The 21,208-nt window shown below is 52.0% G+C and carries 1 protein-coding gene (cut by a window edge); it reads right to left on the bottom strand.

What is annotated here, in order from left to right; all coding sequences use genetic code 11:
- Window positions 1-21,208, bottom strand: partial view of a non-ribosomal peptide synthase/polyketide synthase gene (locus PluTT01m_RS13740; RefSeq protein WP_011146892.1) — the 3' portion only. 27,896 nt of this gene lie beyond the right edge of the window; the window shows 21,208 of its 49,104 coding nt (coding positions 27,897-49,104); the start codon falls outside the window, past its right edge — the gene reads right to left on this strand; it ends in the stop codon at window positions 1-3.

Below are 21,208 nucleotides of genomic sequence, written 5' to 3' on the forward strand. Positions count from 1 at the left end.
TTACTGAACCTCTTCGTTCCAACCCACTGCCAACGCCATATTTAAAGCCTGAACTAAAGCAACTTTATCCTCATTATTCTCCAACAGACTAAAATGGTTACCCGAAATCGGAATTAACCGAAGCGAAGAATCGGGTAATACCTGCGCCCAACCTAACGACGAACCCATGTTTAAAGGCTGTGGTTCAATATCCATAATTTTAGTATCTATAACAACAGGAACAGATGGAGAAGATTCCATTGCATAGAATTGATGCAGCGTTATCGCTGATACTTGCGGCTCATAGTCTCTAACTATTTGTGCATAATTTGCTATCTGCTCCCAACGTTTTGCGATTAAATCGGCACGCAGATTCGCCGGGTATAATGCCAATTTCTGCGCCGTTTCGATAAACTGCACCAAATTTAACTCATCAATTCGCCGGTACAGTGCCGCCATTTCTTCAATATATCCGTCCTCTGCCTGCCTCGCCAATTCAATAAAAAATTGAAGTTTTGGTGGCGTTATCCGTTGCCTGTAATAATGAGGAGCAGGCGTATCTATCAGACCGAGGAAATTAACCACCTCACTGGAATACAGAAGTTGTTGGGCAATCGCGTAAGCCAATATGCCACCGGAAGAATAACCACATATCCGATATGGACCTTCCGGTTGAACCGCTTTCATAAAGTTGATCATTCTTGTCGCTTGCTCTTCCATTGTCGACATTGGTTCTTCACTGATGGACGGCCAAGGCAGTGCATAAATCGGGTAGCCTAGATGAAGCTGTTGAGACAACCCGAACACATAGGAATAATCACCCATCCCACTGGGCACAAAGAATAACGGTAAACCTGTTCCATCAGATCGCACCGATATTGCGCTATTTCTCGGTTGAGACAGCTTATCTGATGTCATTTTCGCGGCCAGTTCAGACAGAACAGGGAATTGAAACAGATCATTCAATGTACAAATAAGTCCATGATTAGCTGCAAGATTTATCATCCGCATAGCCAACAGTGAGTGACCACCCAAGGCGAAGAAATTGTCATACCGGCTTACCTGCTCAATCGCCAGTAATTCACACCAAATAGCCACCAATACGGTTTCCATTTCTCCTTGTGGCGCTTCATAGACCTGCCGGGCAAACGCTTCATTGCCTGGAGCTGGTAACGCATGACGATCCAATTTACCGTTGGGAGTCAACGGAAAATCATCCACACGCACAAAAACCGACGGCACCATGTAATCCGGTAAAATGGCACTCAGGTAAGTATGCAAGCTATTAGCCAGTCCTTCATCCTCCTGTGCCACCACATAAGCGACCAAACGTTTGTCCTGTCCATCACCTAGCACCAACACAATGGCCTCTTGTACAGTTGGATATTCCACCAACCGTGCCTCAATTTCACCCGGCTCAATACGGAAACCTCGGATTTTAATTTGCTGATCGTTACGGCCCAAGAACTCCAAATTACCGTCTGGCAGGTAACGGGCTAAATCTCCTGTTCGGTACATGCGGGCATCAGGTAAATCACTAAATGGATCAACAAGGAAGCGTTCAGCCGTTAACTCAGGACGATTGAGATAGCCACAGGCAACCCCATCCCCACCGATATAAATCTCACCGGTTACCCCCTGCGGCACTGGCTGGCCATAGATATCCAGCAGATAAACCCGCGTATTAGCTATTGGTCGACCAATAGGGATCTGGGTCATTCCCGGTGATAATGCCGTGATGCGGTAGGTGGTGGTAAAGGTAGTGCCCTCACTTGGCCCGTAACCATTCAATAACTGTTGAGGCGGGCCATCACGCAGAACCTGCGCTATCGCATGCGGATCCAGCACATCGCCGCCGACAATCAGGATTTTGAGCTGCGGAAGAACCGTGGACAACTCTGCCGCTAATCGGTTAAACAACCCGACACTCAACCACATAACAGTGACTCGATAAGCCTGTAATGTTTGGACAAACTCCTGCGGCGTCAATACAGTAGTGTGATCAATTACCACTAGTGTTCCACCATTAAGCAATGGAGCCCAAACTTCAAAGGTACTAGCATCGAAAGCCGGATTAGCCTCAAAAGCCACCCGATCATCCGGCCCGATTTCAGCATACCCATTATTAATCACCAGTCGGACCACGGCCCGATGCGGCACCATTACCCCTTTTGGTGTGCCAGTCGAGCCAGAGGTATACATGATATAAGCCAGATCGGTACTGGAACGAGGTAAATCAAGATTGAGGTAACCTTCTTCCTCAATATCGTCTACCTCATCGGCAAAGCAATACAGGGGAATATCCAGGTCAACTGGAATATCCGTAAGCAACAATTTGGCTGAACAATCGCTTATCAGCCAATGCAGCCGTTCGTCCGGTATACGGAGATCGAGTGGCACATAAACAGCCCCGGCCTTGAGGATAGCCAACTGAGCTATCACCAGTTCAACAGAACGTTCTAACAGTACAGCCACGCGATCATCCGACCTAATCCCAAGCCCGATTAGCCGGCGAGCCAGCCGGTTAGCACGAGCATTTAATTCCGCATAGTTGAGAATGTATTCTCCATACATCAGCGCTATCGCATCAGGGGTTTTTTCTGCCTGTTGTTCAAACAGCCGGTGCATGCAACATTGGTCAGGATACAACGCTTGGGTTGCATTCCAGCTCTCCAGCAACAGCTTCTTCTCAGCTTCCGGCAAGATATTCAGCAACCGTATCGGTGTCTCCGACTTCTGTTCAAGCGCCTCTGCCAAGCTTTCCAGTGCCTGTTGCATATAATCACATATCCGCTCCGGATCAATCGGTTGAACGATTTGCGTCGTCAGCCCAAGTGCATTACTAAAATCCTCCACCGACAAAACAAACGGGTAATTAGTGCGCTCTTGCTCACCCTGAAATTCAATGCCATTGGTAACTTCATCCGTGACAATCACGGGCGCATTATGCCGGTAGTTCAACAAAGCACTAAAGAGTGGAATTCCATTTTGTACCCCGCTGCAACGTTGAGCCAATGCCAGTGAAGCGTGCTCATGTTCCAATAATCCAGCCAGCCGAGTATGTGCAGCCTGTACACTCTCCTGCACCGGGGTATCATCCATATCCAGCCTTAATGGCAATGTATTAATAAACAATCCCATGCCGCTGTCACCACCTTCCCCTGCCTGCATCCGCCCAAACAGCACGGTACCAAACACCACTTTCTCCTGTCCGCTGGTACGTGACAGCACCTGTGCCCAAGCCAAATGACACAACGCAGCCAAACTAACGCCCAGACGCCGAGCCTGATGACGTAAACGGTCATTCAACATGGCAGGCAACATCCGGTGTGATTGGGCCACCTGTGAACCATCCCGATGTACCTCCGTCAACCCGAATGGTAACGTCGGTTGATCCACCTCTGCCAACATATCGGTGAAGAAGCGGGTATGCTCGGCCTGACTCATCCCCAGCCGAGCCTGAGCCACCAGATTGCGGAAAGGAATCGGAACAGGCAAGCTGTCCCCCTGCCCGGCAAGGTACGCCTGAACTTCACGGTTCATCACATCCATTGCGGTATGGTCGCCAATCAAATGATGCTGCAATTGCAATACGATCCAACGACCATCCGTCTCTTGTGCAATAACAAAACGTAATAGTGGTGCCTGTCCTAAATCAAGACGATGCTGACGCGGGTCAAAACGTTGAGACAATTGTTCATAAACTGGCCCATCTGCGGGATCCAACGTCAATTCAGTCACTGATAACGACGCTTGACGCCAGACTACCTGAGCCGGAACTGATAATCCTTGCCAAACAAAGGCAGTACGCAGGATGTCATGGCGATTAATCACCTGTTGCACTGCCGCCAGATAACGATCCAGCAATGAACGATCAGCAAAGGCTATAGGATAAGCCAACAGATACGGATCGCCTTTGTTCGCCAGTAAATGGTGGAACAGAATACCGTCCTGCAACGGAGACAAGGCATAGATATCCTGAATATTGGCCATCCCTCCCGGCACTTGTTCCACAATATGGTCAATCTCAGGCTGGGCCAACTCAATCAGCGGCAACATCTCAGGTGTAAGTACCGTGGTCGCCGGGGTGATGACATTCGCCGGTACTACCACTGCCCGAGACAGCCCTACTGTTTGCGCAAATGCGGATAACACCGGGGATTGGAACAGATCACGTACCGCCAGTATTAGCCCCGCGTTACGCAGGCGCTCAATCATCCGCACCGCCAACAATGAATGCCCCCCCAACGCAAAGAAGCTATCATGCCGACTGACCTGCTCAACGCCTAACAACTCGCTCCAGATAGCAGCCAGTGTGGTTTCTGTCACCCCTTGCGGCGCTGCATAAACCTGCCGAGCAAAAGCTTCTTCCCCCGGTGCCGGTAACGCCCGACGGTCCAGCTTGCCGTTTGGTGTCAAGGGGAAGGTATCCAGGCGTACAAACGCTGCCGGTACCATATAATCCGGCAAAATAGCGCTTAGATGAGTACGCAGATGGTTAACCAACTCTTCATTCGCTTCTGCTGCTACATAAGCTACCAACCGTTTGTCCTGGCTGTCACCCTGTGCCAACACAACAGCTTCACTCACCGCCGGATGTTCCATCAGCCGGACTTCGATTTCCCCCGGCTCAATACGGAAACCACGGATTTTCACTTGCTGGTCATTACGGCCTAGGAATTCCAGATTACCGTCTGGCAGGTAACGGGCCAAATCCCCGGTGCGGTACAAGCGGGCATCCGGCTTATCACTAAACGGATCTAGCAGAAAACGTTCCGCGGTCAGTTCAGGGCGATTGAGATAGCCACAGGCAACCCCATCTCCACCGATATAAATCTCACCAGTTACCCCCTGTGGCACTGGCTGACCATAGGTATCTAACAGATAAACCCGCGTATTGGCTATCGGTCGACCAATGGGGATCCGGCTCACTTCCGGTGATAATGCCGTAATGCGGTAGGTGGTAGTGAAGGTGGTACCCTCACTCGGTCCATAACCATTCAATAATTGTTGAGGCGGGCCATCACGCAGAACCTGGGCAATGACATGTGGATCAAGAATATCACCGCCAACAATCAGGGTTTTGATTTGTGGCAACACCGGGGACAACGCTGTCGCCAGTCGGTTAAACAGCCCAACACTCAGCCACAGTACGGTAATGCGATAAGTCTGTAATGCCTGAACAAACTCTTTCGGCGTCAGCAATGTGGCGTGATCAATCACCACTAGCGCACCGCCATTAAGCAACGGTGCCCAAACTTCAAAGGTACTGGCATCAAAAACCGGGTTAGCTTCAAACGCGACCCGATCATCTGCCCCGATTTCAGCGTACCCATTATTAATCGCCAGCCGAACCACCGCACGATGTGGCACCATTACCCCTTTGGGTGTGCCGGTCGAGCCAGAGGTATACATAATATAGGCCAATTCGGTACTGGAGCGGGGTAAGTCAAGATTACAGTGATCTTCCTGCCTGATAGCGTCCATCTCATCATCAAGGCAGAACTGAAGGACCGCTAGGTTAACCAAGATATCGGAGAGCAATAATTTGGCTGAACAGTCGCTTATCAGCCAGTTTTTCCGCTCGTCCGGCATCCGGGGATCGATCGGCACATAAACGGCTCCTGCCTTGAGAATAGCCAACTGAGCTACAACCAGCTCAATAGATCGTTCTAACAACACCGCGATCCGATCATCCGACTGTACCCCGCGCTCAATTAACCGATAGGCCAGCCGATTGGCGCGGGCATTTAATTCAGCATAGCTGAGAATGCGCTCTTCATACACCAGCGCTACTGCGTCAGGGGTTTTCTCCGTCTGCTGCTCAAACAGCCGGTGAATACATGTCTGGTCAGGATATCGCGTTTGGGTTGCATTCCAGCTTTCCAGTAATAGCTTACGCTCCTCCACGGTCAGGATATCGATTTTCCCAACTGGCTGTTGAGGGTTAGCCGTCATCTCTCGCAATACGGTATGGAGATAGCCCACCTGCCGCTCAACGGTCGATTGATCAAACAGGGTGGTGGCATAATTCAGATAACCGACAATCCGTCCATCCATCTCAGACAAATTCAGCTCAAGATCAAACTTAGCGATATCAAAAGATCGCCCAACAGGTGAAATGGTCAGTCCGGGTAACATCCAGTCCCTATTTTCATTGCTCTGCCAAGCAAACATCACCTGGAACAATGGGGTATGCACCAGTTGGCGCGACGGCTGCACGATTTCCACCACCTGTTCAAACGGGAGATCCTGATGTTCCTGTGCCGCCAGTGCGGTTTGTCGTACACGCGCCAGCAATTCCGTCACATTCGGTGCACCGGATAAATCCATCCGCAATGCCAGCGTATTCACAAAGAAGCCGATCAGGGATTCCACTTCTTGCCGACTGCGGCCCGCACTTGGGGTACCGATAACCACATCATCCTGACCTGACAGGCGCGACAAAACCGTCGCCCAAGCGGCCAACAGGGTCATAAATAACGTGACACCCTGCTGTTCACTCAGGCGCTTGAGAGATTGGGTTAACTCCGCATCCAAACTGACGAGTAAGATATTCCCGGCAAATGACTGCTGAGGAGGGCGTGGCCGATCAGTAGGCAAATCCAAGAGAATCGGTGCGTCAGCCAGCTTCGTGCGCCAATAATCAGATTGGGACTGTATCCGTTCAGCCGACAGCCATTGTCGCTGCCAAGCGGCGTAATCAGGATACTGAATCGTCAACGGTGGCAACGGATCTGGCTGCCCCGCCAGAAATGCGGTGTAAAGGGTGTTTAATTCACGCATCAACACGCTGACAGACCAACCATCGAAAATAATATGATGCAGAGTCAGTAGGAATACATGTTCATCATTAGCCAGTTGTACCAGACTGGAGCGGATTAATGGGCCACGGGTAAGGTTAAATGGTACTTCGGTTTCCTGAGCAGAGAGAGAGGCAAGCTGCGCATCCGCATCAGGTGCGTTACGCAGATCATATTTTTTCATCGGCAAACCTGATGCTGCCGGCAATAACTCCACCTGCGGCTGACCGTCAACGGCAACGAAGACAGAACGCAACGCTTTGTGGCGGGAAAACAGTGCATCAAGCGCCTGCTGCCAAGCAGCGATATCCAACCGACCACGCAAATGCAGGGCCACCGGAATATGATAGGTTTCACTCACTCCATCAAACTGGGACAGGAACCACAGACGCTGTTGCGCAAATGACAACGGCAATTTACCCTCACCAGATAGTGGTATAATGACCGGTAGTTTGCTGCTCTGCTCATTCAATCGAGTATTTATCGCTTCAGCAAAATCGGCCAAAGCAGGGAATGTAAACAGCGTAGACAGTGGTAATTCAATCTCCAACGCCGCTATCCGGTTCATCATCCTCACCGCCAATAACGAATGGCCGCCCAGTGCGAAAAAGTTGTCGTACCGGCTAATCCGCTCAACGCCCAGTAATTCACGCCAGATAGCGGCTAATGTGGTTTCCATCTCTCCTGACGGTGCGGCGTAAATCTGCCGGACAAAAGCCTCTTCCCCCGGTACCGGTAATGCCCGACGATCTAGTTTGCCGTTCGGGGTCAGCGGGAAGGCATTCAGGCGTACAAAAGCCGCCGGCACCATATAATCCGGTAAGATTGCGCTCAAGTGTGTACGCAGACGGTTAACCAGCGCCTCATCCGCTTCTGCCACTATATAAGCTACCAACCGTTTGTTCTGCTCATCACCCAGCACCAACACAACAGCCTCTTGCACCGCTGGGTGTTCCATCAATCGGGCTTCGATTTCCCCCGGCTCAATACGGAAACCGCGGATTTTCACCTGTTGGTCATTACGGCCCAGGAACTCCAGATTGCCGTCTGGCAGGTAACGAGCCAAATCCCCGGTCCGGTACAGGCGGGCATTGGGTTCATCACTGAACGGATCCGACAGAAAACGTTCTGCGGTCAGCTCAGGACGATTAAGGTAGCCACGCGCCACCCCCACACCACCAACATACAACTCACCCACTACTCCCAGCGGCACTGGCTGGCCGTAGCTATCCAACAGATAAATCTGGGTGTTGGCCGTTGGATGGCCGATAGGCACTAACATATCCGTGTAGTCTGGTGGACAACGCCAGGTCGTCGCACACACCGTGATTTCTGTCGGGCCATAGGCATTAAACACCGTTGCCCGACGACTCAGTGCCTGAAGCAGCATTACGCTAGGTGCTTCACCACCGAGTATCACCGTAGGTCTTATCGTCATTTCCGGTAAATCGGTCCTTTCCCGGAGAAAGGCTGGGGTCAGACAGGCATGGGTCACTGCCTGTTGCTCCAGATAATGCCAGAGACGAAGCGGGTCCTGCCGGACGATATCGACTGCGATAATCAGACTGGCCCCACTTCCCAACGCCACCATGATTTCCCAAACACTGGCATCAAAACTCAATGAGGCAAACTGCAATATCCGGCTATCCGAGTGAACGTCAAACTGGGCAATTTTATCCCAGACAAGATTGATTAGCCCACGATGCTCAACCATCACACCTTTTGGTGTACCGGTTGAACCTGATGTGTAAATCACATACGCCAGATGCTGTGCAGTCAGTGCGGTCACTTGCGGGTTACTGTCCGGCTTATCAGGCAGCGTATTCGGATCCAGTACCGTGAGTCCTGACAGTGCTTCCTCACCCAATGCGGCACATCCGACATTGTCCGCCAGCAAAATAGCCGGTGCTGCATCGGTCAAAATATGTGCCAAACGTTCCCCCGGATAAGCCGGGTCCAATGGAACATAGGCACCACCCGCTTTCAATACCGCCAGCAAGCCTACGACCATCGTCGGTGAACGTGTCACGCAAATCGCTACTCGCTGGTCTGGCGCAATACCCAACGCAATCAGTTGATGGGCCAGTCGGTTAGCGCGGGTATTCAGTTCCGCATAGCTGAACGTCTGTTCTTCATACACCAGCGCCGTAGCATCCGGGTTTTTCTCCACTTGTTGTTCAAATAACTGATGGACACATAACTGCTTAGGGTAGACAGTTTCAGTCGCATTCCAAGTTTTTAGCAACAATCGGCGTTCCACTTCTGGCAGAATATTCAATGCCCGTACCGGTGTTTCCGGTGCCTGTTCAAGTGCTTCCACCAAACTCTCCAGCGCCTGTTGCATATAACCACATATCCGTTTCGGATCAAACGGTTGTACCACTTGCGCGGTCAATCCCAAAGCGTGACCAAAATCCTCCACCGATAGAGTAAACGGATAGTTGGTACGTTCCTGCCCGTTAAAGGATTCTATACCGCTGATAGTTTCATCTACGGTGATCGGCTGCGCACTATGCCGGTAGTTCAGCAAAGTACTAAAGAGGGGCGTTTCCCCCGACACTTCACTGCAACGTTGAGCCAGTGCCAGTGAAGCATGTTCATGCGCAAGCAATTCAGCTAACCGAGTATGGGTTAAGCGTGCACTATCCTGTACCGGGGTATTATTTATATCCAGTCGTAACGGCAAGGTGTTGACAAACAGTCCCATGCCGCTATCAGCGCCTTCTCCACCCTGCATCCGCCCAAACAGCACAGTGCCGAACACCACTTTCTCTTGTCCACTGATACGCGACAATACCTGTGCCCAGGCCAGATGACACAACGCCGCCAAACTAACGCCCAGACGCCGGGCCTGACTACGCAAGCGATTATTCAATATGGTGGGCAACATCCGGTGCAATTCTGTCACCTGCGAGCCGTCTCGATGTACTTCCGTCAACCCGAACGGCAGCGTCGGTTCATCCACTTCAGCCAACATGTCAGTAAAGAAACGGGTATGTTCGGCCTGGCTCACGCCCAACCGGACCTGAGCCACCAGATTGCGGAAAGGGACCGGCGCAGACAAGTTCTCTTCCCGCCCGGTAAGGTACGCCTGAACTTCTCGGTTCATCACTTCCAGTGTCGTATGATCGCCAATCAGATGATGCTGTAATTGCAGTGCAATCCAGCGACCATCCGTTTCTTGCGCCACCATAAAACGCAGCAAGGGGGCTTGGCTCAAGTCGAGACGATGATAACGCGGGTCAAAACGTTGAATGAGTTGTTCATAAACCGGTCCATCAATGGGATCCAATGTCAATTCAGTCACTGATAACGGTGCCTGACGCCAGACCACCTGAACCGGTGTTGATAATCCTTGCCAGATAAAAGCAGTGCGTAGGATGTCATGGCGGTTAATCACCTGTTGTACTACTGCCAAATAACTGTCCAACAGAGATCGATCAACGAAAGCCGTCTGACTGACTAATAGGTACGGATCACCTTTATTCGCCAGTAGATGATGGAACAAGATACCGTCCTGTAACGGCGACAGGGCATAAATATCTTGAATATTAGCCATTCCACCCGGCACTTGTTCAACGATATGGTCAATTTCCGGTTGAGTGAGATCAATTAATGGCAACATATCGGGGGTGAGTATTGTGGTTACTGGGGTGATAACATTTGCCGGCACTACCACCGCCGGTGATTGCCCTACTGTTTGGGCAAATGCCGATAACACCGGGGATTGGAATAAATCACGCACCGCTAACGTTAACCCCACGTTACGCAGACGTTCAATCATTCGCACCGCCAGCAATGAATGACCGCCTAATGCAAAGAAGCTGTCGTGTCGGCTGATCTGTTCAATACCCAACAACTCGCTCCAAACAGTGGCTAACAGAGTTTCTGTCTCCCCTTGCGGCGCTGCATAAACCTGACGGGCAAAGGCATCTTCCCCCGGTGCCGGTAGCGCCCGGCGATCCAGTTTGCCGTTCGGGGTCAACGGAAAGGTCTCCAGACGCACAAAAGCGGCCGGCACCATATAATCCGGTAAAATCGCACCTAAGTGAGTACGCAGACGATTAATCAACTCCTCATCCACTTCTGCCACTACATAAGCCACCAGCCGTTTATCCTGACCATCATCCAGCGCCAGCACAACCGCTTCTCTCACCGCCGGGTATTCCATCAATCGGGCTTCGATTTCCCCCGGCTCAATGCGGAAGCCGCGGATTTTCACCTGTTGGTCATTACGGCCCAGGAACTCCAGATTGCCGTCAGGCAGGTAGCGGGCCAAATCCCCGGTGCGGTACATCCGGGCATCTGGAATATGACTAAACGGGTCTGTCAGGAAACGTTCCGCCGTCAGTTCAGGACGATTGAGATAACCCCGTGCCACACCGGCCCCGCCAATATATAACTCACCTACAGCGCCTGACGGTACTGGCTGACCATACTTATCCAACAAATAGAGGGTTAAATCCGGGAGCCGTGTGCCAATAGGACTCGTTGTCTGCTCTACATCATGGCGAGCCAGTGCCCAGTAAGTGACGTGTACCGTGGTCTCTGTGATACCGTACATATTCACCAACTGAGGCGATGTCTCTTCACGCAGGGCATACCACGGCTTCAGCATACTCGGTTCAAGTGCTTCCCCACCAAAGATGATATAGCGCAAGCAGTCCGGTAACGGATTGGCAACATAACTGGCAATAAAGGCTTTAAAGGCACTGGGGGTCTGATTCAACACCGTAACACCGTGCTGACACACGAATTGATGCAGCTCCTGGGGTGAACGGGCAATCGCATGCGGAACCAGCACCAGTTTAGCGCCGTAGCGTAACGCCCCCCATAATTCCCATACCGAGAAGTCAAACGCAATGGAATGGAACAGACACCAAATATCTTGCCGGTTAAATCGATACCAGGATTCAGTGGCGTCAAACAAACGCAGGATATGACGATGTTCCACCATCACCCCTTTCGGCGTACCGGTCGAGCCCGAGGTGTAAATCACATACGCCAGATGCTGTGCCGTCAATCCCGGCACTTGCGGGTTACTGTCCGGTTGATCAGGCAGGCTATTTGGGTCAAGTACCGTTAACCCTGCCAGTGCGTCCTCTCCCAGCACATCACGCCCGACATTATCCGCCAGCAAAATAGCGGGGGCAGCATCGGTCAGGATATGTGTCAGGCGCTCCCCAGTATAGACCGGATCCAGCGGCACATAGGCACCTCCGGCTTTCAGCACGGCTAATACCCCCACCACCATTGCCGGTGAACGTGACACGCAAACCGCCACCCGTTGGTCCGGTATGACGCCCAACGCGATCAGTTGATGCGCCAACCGGTTGGCACGGGCATTGAGCTCGCCGTAACTGAGGGTGTGTTCTTCATATACCACTGCCGTCTCATTAGGCTCGTTCTCCACCTGTTGTTCAAATAACTGATGAATACATAACTGCTTAGGATACCGGGTTTCAATGACATTCCGGGTTTCCAATAACAGCTTGCGCTCCGCTACGGTCAGAATATCGATTTTCCCAACCGTCTGTTGAGGATTAGCTACCATCTCCCGCAGCATGGTATGGAGATAGCCTACCTGCCGCTCAATGGTCACTTGATCAAATAGAGCGGTGGCATAATTCAGATAGCCAGTAATCCTGCCCTCCACCTCAAACAAATTCAGCTCAAGATCGAACTTAACCACATCAAAAGCTTGCTCAACAGGTGAAACCACCAATCCCGGCAACCGCCATTCCGTGTTCTCATTGTTCTGCCAGGCAAACATCACTTGGAACAATGGGGTATGCGCCAGTCGGCGGGACGGTTGCACGATTTCCACCACCTGCTCAAACGGCAGATCTTGGTGTTCTTGCGCTGCCAGCGCCGTTTGTCGCACACGTGCCAGTAATTCCGCCACACTGGGTTCACCGGATAAATCCATACGCAACGCTAGTGTATTCACAAAGAAGCCGATTAAAGATTCCACTTCCTGTCGACTGCGACCAGCACTTGGCGTACCGATAACCAGATCTTCCTGACCCGATAGACGCGACAGAACCGTCGCCCAAGCCGCCAACAGGGTCATAAATAACGTGACGCCCTGTTGCTCACTCAGGAGTTTAAGAGATTGGGTTAACTCCGCATCCAGACTGATGAGTAAAGTATTTCCGGCAAATGACTGCTGAGGCGGACGTGGCCGGTCAGTCGGTAAATCCAGTAGAACTGGTACGTCAGCCAGCTTTGTGCACCAGTAGTCAGATTGAGACTGTATCTGTGCTGCCGACAGCCATTGACACTGCCAAGCGGCGTAATCAGGGTACTGAATCGTCAACGGTAGCAACGGATCTGGCTGTTGGTTCAAGTAAGCCGAATACAGCGTCTCCAGCTCTGACTTCAGTACCCCTAAAGACCAGCCATCGGAAACAATATGATGTTGGGTCAGCAGAAAAACGTGATCATTGTCAGCCAGTTGTACCAGAGTGGAACGAATTAATGGGCCACGGGCAAGATCAAACGACACACTAGCTTCCTGAACTGAGAAAGAAGCAAGCTGCGCATCCACATCAGGCGTGTCACGCAGATCATATTTTCTCATCGGCAAGCCCCATTCCGTCGGCAACAATTCCACCTGCGGCTGACCGTCAACAGCAACAAAAACAGAACGCAACGCTTCATGGCGGGCAAACAGCGTATCAAGTGCCCGTTGCCAGGCGGCGATATCCAGCCGACCACGCAAACGCAGAGCCAGCGGAATATGATAGGTTTCACTCACCCCCTCAAACTGCGCCAGGAACCACAGACGCTGTTGCGCAAATGACAACGGCAATTGGCCTTCACGGGATAGCGGAATGATAGCTGGCAATGCCTCGCCTGACTCATCAAACCGGGCACTCATCACTTCAGCAAAAGCCATCAAAGTCGGGAATGTAAACAGCGTAGACAGCGGTAATTCAATCCCCAGCGCCGCTATTCGGTTCATCATCCGCACCGCCAGCAAAGAATGGCCGCCCAGTGCGAAAAAGTTGTCATACCGGCTAATCCGCTCAACGCTCAGTAATTCACGCCAGATAGCCGCCAATGTGGTTTCCATCTCCCCTGACGGTGCTGCGTAAATTTGCCGGGCAAAATCCTCTTCCCCCGGTGCCGGTAGCGCCCGACGGTCCAGCTTGCCGTTCGGCGTCAGCGGGAAGGCATCCAAACAGACAAAAGCGGCCGGTACCATATAATCCGGCAACACCGCACTTAAGTGATCACGCAGATGGTTAACCAGCATCTCATCCGCTTCTGCCACCACATAAGCCACCAACCGTTTATCCTGACCATCACTCATCACCAACACGACTGCTTCATGCACCGCCGGGTGTTCCATCAGCCGAGCTTCGATTTCCCCCGGCTCAATGCGGAAACCACGGATTTTCACCTGTTGGTCATTACGGCCCAGGAACTCCAGATTGCCATCCGGCAGGTAACGGGCCAAATCCCCAGTTCGGTACAGGCGGGCATCGGGTTTATCACTGAACGGATCCGGCAAAAAACGCTCTGCGGTCAGTTCAGGACGATTAAGATAGCCACAGGCAACTCCATCCCCGCCGATATAAATCTCTCCTTCCACACCCAACGGCACTGGCTGACCATTGGCATCCAACAGATAAACCCGCGTATTAGCTATCGGTCGGCCAATGGGGATCCGGATCACTCCTGACGGTAACGTTGCAATACGGTAGGTAGTGGTAAAGGTGGTGCCCTCACTGGGTCCATAGCCATTCAATAACTGTTGCGGCGGGCTATCACGCAGAACTTGCGCCATCACATGCGGATCCAGCACATCGCCACCAACAATCAAGATGTTGAGCTGCGGGAAAACCGGGGACAACTCTGCTGCCAGTCGGTTAAACAACCCGACACTCAGCCACAGCACGGTAATGCGATAATTCCGTAATACTTGAGCAAACTCTTTGGGTGTTAGCACAGTGGCGTGATCAATCACCACCAGCGCACCGCCATTAAGCAGCGGTGCCCACACTTCAAAGGTGCTAGCATCGAAAACCGGGTTAGCTTCAAACGCCACCCGATCATCCGGCCCAATTTCGGCATATCCGTTATTAATCACCAGCCGAACTACAGCACGATGCGGCACCATCACCCCTTTGGGCATACCGGTCGAGCCGGAAGTATACATAATATAAGCCAGCTCGGTACTGGACCGAGATAAGTCAAGATTAAGGTAATCCTCTCCCCTAATAGCCCCCATCTCATCGGCCAAACAAAACCGAGGAATCGCCAGGTCAATCGGGATATCGGTAAGCAATAACTTGGCTGAACAGTCTCTTATCAGCCAATGCTTCCTCTCGTCCGGCACACTGGGATCGATCGGCACATAAACAGCCCCGGCTTTGAGGATAGCCAATTGAGCCACCACCAGCTCAATAGAACGCTCTAACAAAACAGCAATCCGCTCATCCGGTTGAATCCCCTGCCTGATTAACCGACGCGCTAACCGGTTAGCGCGAGCATTTAATTCGGCATAGTTGAAAATGTGTTCTCCATATATCAGTGCTATCGCATCAGGCGTGTTTTCTGCCTGTTGTTCAAACAACCGGTGAATACAACATTGGTCAGGATATGGTGCTTGGGTCGCGTTCCAGCTCTCCAGCAACAGTTTTTTCTCCGATGCCGGCAAGATATTCAGCAATCGTACTGGTGCCTCCGGCTGCTGCTCAAGCGCCGCAGCCAGACTTTCTAGCGCCTGTTGCATATAACCACATATCCGCTCCGGATCAATCGGTTGAACAATTTGCACCGTCAATCCCAGTGCGTCACCAAAATCCTCCACTGAGAGCACCAACGGATAGTTAGTGCGCTCTTGCCCGCTAAGGAATTCAATGCCGCTAATGATTGCATCCGTGGCTATCGCCGGTACATTATGCCGGTAGTTCAACAAAGCGCTAAAGAGCGGTGCTTCATTTTGCACTCCACTGCAACGTTGAGCCAACGCCAGCGAAGCATGTTCATGCTCAAGCAACCCAGCTAACCGAGTATGCGCTAACCGTACACTGTCCTGCACCGAGGTCTCATCTATATCCAACCGCAACGGCAAGGTGTTGATAAATAATCCCATGCCGCTGTCAACTCCTTCCCCTACCTGCATCCGCCCAAACAGTACTGTGCCAAACACCACTTTCGCCTGTCCGCTGGTACGCGACAAGACCTGTGCCCAGGCCAAATGACACAACGCAGCCAAACTGACGCCCAGACGCCGGGCCTGACTACGCAAACGGTTATTCAGCTCAGGCGTCAACATCCGGTGCAACTCGGCCATTTGTGAGCCGTTCCGATGTACTTCCGTCAACCCGAACGGGAGCGTTGGTTCATCCACTTCAGCCAACATGTCAGTAAAGAAACGGGTATGCTCAGCCTGACTCCCCCCCAACCGAGCCTGTGCCACCAGATTGCGGAAAGGGACTGGCGCAGACAAGTTCTCTTCCTGTCCGGCAAGATAAGCCTGAACTTCACCGTTCATCACTTCTAGCGTCGTATGGTCGCCAATCAAATGATGCAACAATTGCAATACACTCCAGCGACCATCCTCCTCCTGAGCCACTACAAAATGCAGCAAAGGTGCTCGTTTCAGATCAATACGATATCGACGCGGATCAAAACGTTGAGCTAACTGGTCTCGGACCGGCCCATCAATCGGGTTCAATGTCAGTTCAGTAATTGACAATAAAGCCTGACACCAGACCACCTGAACCGGCGTGGATAATCCCTGCCAGATAAAAGCCGTGCGCAGGATGTCATGACGGTTAATCACCTGTTGCACTGCCACTAAATAGCTATCCAACAGAGCGCGGTCAGCAAAGACCATCTGACCAACCAGCAAATACGGGTCGCCTTCACTGGCCAGCAAATGGTGGAACAGGATGCCATCCTGCAACGGTGACAGGGCATAGATATCCTGAATATTGGCAATCCCACCCGGCACTTGTTCAATGATATGGTCAATCTCAGTCTGAGTGAGATCAATCAACGGCAACATCTCGGGTGTCAGTTTCGTAGTCGCCGAGGTAATGACATTCGTCGGCACCGCCACCACCGGTGATTGCCCTACTGTTTGGGCAAATTCAGATAACACTGGGGATTGGAATAAATCACGTACCGCCAACGTTAACCCCGCATTACGCAAACGTTCAACCATCCGCACCGCCAGCAATGAATGCCCCCCCAGAGCAAAGAAGCTGTCATGCCGACTAACCTGTTCAATGCCCAACAACTCGCGCCAGACAGCAGCCAGCCGGGTTTCTATTTCTCCTTGCGGCGCTGCATAAACCTGACGGGCAAAGGCTTCCACCCCCGGCGCGGGCAGTGCCCGGCGATCCAGTTTGCCGTTCGGTGTCAACGGGAAGGTATCCAGGCGTATAAAGGCCGCCGGCACCATGTAATCCGGCAAAATGGCTCTTAGATGAGCGTACAAGTTGTTAACCAACTGGTCATCCGCTTCTGCCACCACATAAGCCACCAACCGTTTATCCTGACCGTCACCCAAAGTCAGCACCAGTGCGTCGCTTACCGCCAGGTGTTCTATTAAGCGAGCTTCGATTTCCCCAGGTTCAATACGGAAACCGCGGATTTTCACCTGCTGGTCATTACGACCCAGGAATTCCAGATTGCCATCCGGCAGGTAGCGGGCTAAATCCCCGGTCCGGTACAGACGGGCATCCGGCTCATCGCTAAATGGATCGGCCAGAAAACGTTCCGCCGTCAAATCAGGCCGGTTGAGATAGCCTCGCGCTACCCCGATACCGCCAATATAGAGCTCTCCGACTGCCCCTAACGGCACCGGCTGGCCGTCAGTATTCAGCAAATAAACCTGTGTGTTAACTGTCGGACGTCCAATCGCAATGACACCCTCAGTGTAGTCTGACGGACAACGCCAGGTGGTCGCACACACCGTGATTTCCGTCGGGCCATAGGCATTAAACACCGTTGCCCGACGGCTCAGGGCTTGAAGCAACGTTGCGCTGGGTGCCTCACCACCGAGTATCAGCGTCGGTCTTATCGTCATTTCCGGTAAATCAGTCCCCTCCCGGAGCAGGGCCGGGGTCAGACAGGCGTGAGTTATCGCCTGCTCTTCCAGATAATGCCAGAGATAACGAGGCTCCTGACGAACCGTATCAGCCGGGATCGCCAAAGTGGCCCCACTGCACAATGCCATCATGGTTTCCCAGACACCCGCATCAAAGCCAAATGAGGCAAACTGCAACATCCGGCTACCCGGATGAATCTCAAACTGAACGATTTTTTCCTGAATCAGATTAACCAGCCCACGGTGTTCAACCATCACGCCCTTTGGTATGCCGGTCGAACCGGAGGTATAAATCACATACGCCAGATGGCGTGGGGTTAATGCCGATACTTGCGGGTTGCTATCCGGCTGATCAGGCAGGCTATTCGGATCCAGTACAGTTAACGCTGCCAGCACTTTTTCACCTAATGCGGTACGTCCCGTATTATCTGCCAGCACAATAGCTGGCACAGCATCGGTTAAAATATGAACCAGACGTTCCCCCGGATAAGCCGGGTCTAGCGGTACATAGGCCCCCCCGGCTTTCAGTACTGCCAGCAGTCCCACGATCCGCGCCGGTGAGCTCGCGACGCAAATTGCCACCCGCTGCTCTGGTGCGACTCCCAACATTATCAGTTGATGCGCCAGCCGATTAGCACGGGCATTTAATTCGGCATAACTGAGAACTTGCCCTGCATACATCAGCGCCGTGGCATCCGGGCTTTTTTCTGCCTGTTGCTCAAACAGCCGGTGAATACAACAGTGAGCAGGATACGGCATTTCAGTTGCGTTCCAAGTTTCCAGTAACAGCTTACGCTCCGCCACGGTCAGGATATCGATTTTCCCGACCGGCTGTTGAGGGTTAGCTACCATCCCCCGCAATACGGTATGGAGATAGCACACCTGCCGCTCAATGGTCGCTTGATCAAATAACGCCGTAGCATAATTCAGGTAACCGACAATCTGGCCTTCAACTTCAAACAAATTCAGCTCAAGATCAAACTTAGCCACATCAAAAACTTGCTCGACTGGTGAAACCTCTAGCCCCGGCAGCCGCCATTCCGTATTCTCATTGTTCTGCCAGGCAAACATCACCTGAAACAGCGGGGTGTGCGCCAGTTGGCGCGGCAGTTGCATGATTTCTACCACCTGTTCAAACGGGAGATCCTGATGTTCCTGTGCCGCCAGTGCGGTTTGTCGTACACGTGCCAGCAATTCCGTCACATTCGGTGCATCAGATAAATCCATCCGCAACGCCAACGTATTCACAAAGAAGCCAATCAGAGATTCCACTTCCTGCCGACCACGACCAGCACTTGGCGTACCGATAACCAGATCTTCCTGACCTGACAGGCGTGACAGCACTGTCGCCCAAGCCGCCAACAGGGTCATAAATAACGTGACGCCCTGTTGCTCACTCAGGCGCTTAAGGGATTGGGTTAACTCCGCATCCAGACTGACAGGCAATAAGGCCCCGGCAAACGACTGCTGAAGCGGACGTGGCCGGTCAGTAGGTAAATCCAAAAGAACCGGTGCATCAACCAGCCTCGCGCGCCAATAATCAGATTGGGACTGTATGCGTTCAGCCGACAACCATTGACGCTGCCAAGCGGCGTAATCAGGGTACTGAATCGTCAACGGTGGCAACGGATCTGGCTGTCCCGCCAGAAACGCGGTGTAAAGGGAGCTCAATTCACGCATCAACACGCTGACAGACCAACCATCAAAAACAATATGATGTAGAGTCAGCAAGAAAACGTGATCATCATCAGCCAGTTGTATCAGACTGGAACGAATTAATGGGCCGCGAGCAAGATCAAACAGTGTTTCAATTTCCTGAGCAGAGAGAGACGCAAGCTGCGCATCTACATCAGGCATGTCACGCAGATCATATTTTCTCATCAGCAAGCCTGATGCCGCCGGCAACAACTCTATCTGCGGTTGACCATCGACAGCAACGAAGACAGAGCGCAACGCTTCATGGCGGGCAAACAGTGTATCAAGTGTCTGTTGCCAAGCGGCGATATCCAACCGACCATGTAGACGTAAGGCCAGCGGAATATGATAGGTCTCACTCACCCCGTCAAACTGAGTCAGGAACCACAGACGTTGTTGCGCAAATGACAGCGGCAATTGGCCTTCACGCGATAGCGGAACGATAGCAGGTAATATCCTGTCCGATTCCCCAAACTGGGCACTTATCGCTTCAGCAAAAGTAGTCAAAACAGGGAATGTAAACAGCGTGGACAATGGCCATTCAATCCCCAACGCCGCTATCCGGTTCATCATTCGCACTGCTAACAACGAATGGCCGCCTAAAACGAAAAAGTTGTCATATCGGCTAATTCGCTCAACACCGAGTAATTCACACCAGATAGTCGCCAATAGGGTTTCCATCTCCCCTAGCGGTGCGGCGTAAATCTGCCGGGCAAAATCTTCTTCCCCCGGCACCGGTAATGCTCGGCGATCTAGTTTGCCGTTTGGCGTCAACGGAAAGGTATCCAAACGCACAAAGGCTGCCGGCACCATATAATCCGGTAAAATCATACTTAAGTGAGTACGTAGATGGTTAACCAGCATCTCATCCGCTTCTGCCACCACATAAGCCACCAACCGTTTATCCTGACCGTTACCCAAAGTCAGCACCAACGCTTCGCTTACTGCCGGGTGTTTCAGCAATTGGGCTTCGATTTCCCCCGGTTCAATGCGGAAACCGCGGATTTTCACCTGTTGATCATTGCGGCCCAGGAATTCCAGATTACCGTCTGGTAGGTAACGAGCTAAATCCCCGGTGCGATACAGGCGAGCATTGGGTTCATCACTGAACGGATCTGGCAAAAAACGTTCCTTCGTCAGTTCAGGACGATTAAGATAGCCACAAACAACTCCATCTCCGCCGATATAAATCTCACCGATTGCCCCCTGCGGCACTGGATGACCATAAGTATCCAACAGATAAACCCGCGTATTGGCTATTGGTCGACCAATGGGAATTCTCACCACTTCTGGCGATAACGCTGTAATACGGTAAGTGGTAGTAAAGGTGGTGCCTTCACTCGGTCCATAGCCATTCAATAACTGTTGCGGTGGGTTATCACGCAGAACTTGTCTAATTACATGTGGATCCAGCACATCACCGCCGACAATGAGGATTTTGAGCTGGGGGAAAGCCGGAGACAACTCTGCCGCCAGTCGGTTAAATAACCCGACACTTAGCCACAGCACGGTAATGCGATGAGTCTGCAATGCTTGAACAAGTTCTTTAGGCATCAGCAACGTGGCGTGATCAATCACCACCAGCACGCCGCCATTAAGCAACGGCGACCAGACTTCAAAGGTGCTGGCATCAAAAGCCGGGTTAGCTTCAAACGCCACC

It is taken from the genome of Photorhabdus laumondii subsp. laumondii, assembly GCF_003343245.1.
GTDB lineage: Bacteria > Pseudomonadota > Gammaproteobacteria > Enterobacterales > Enterobacteriaceae > Photorhabdus > Photorhabdus laumondii.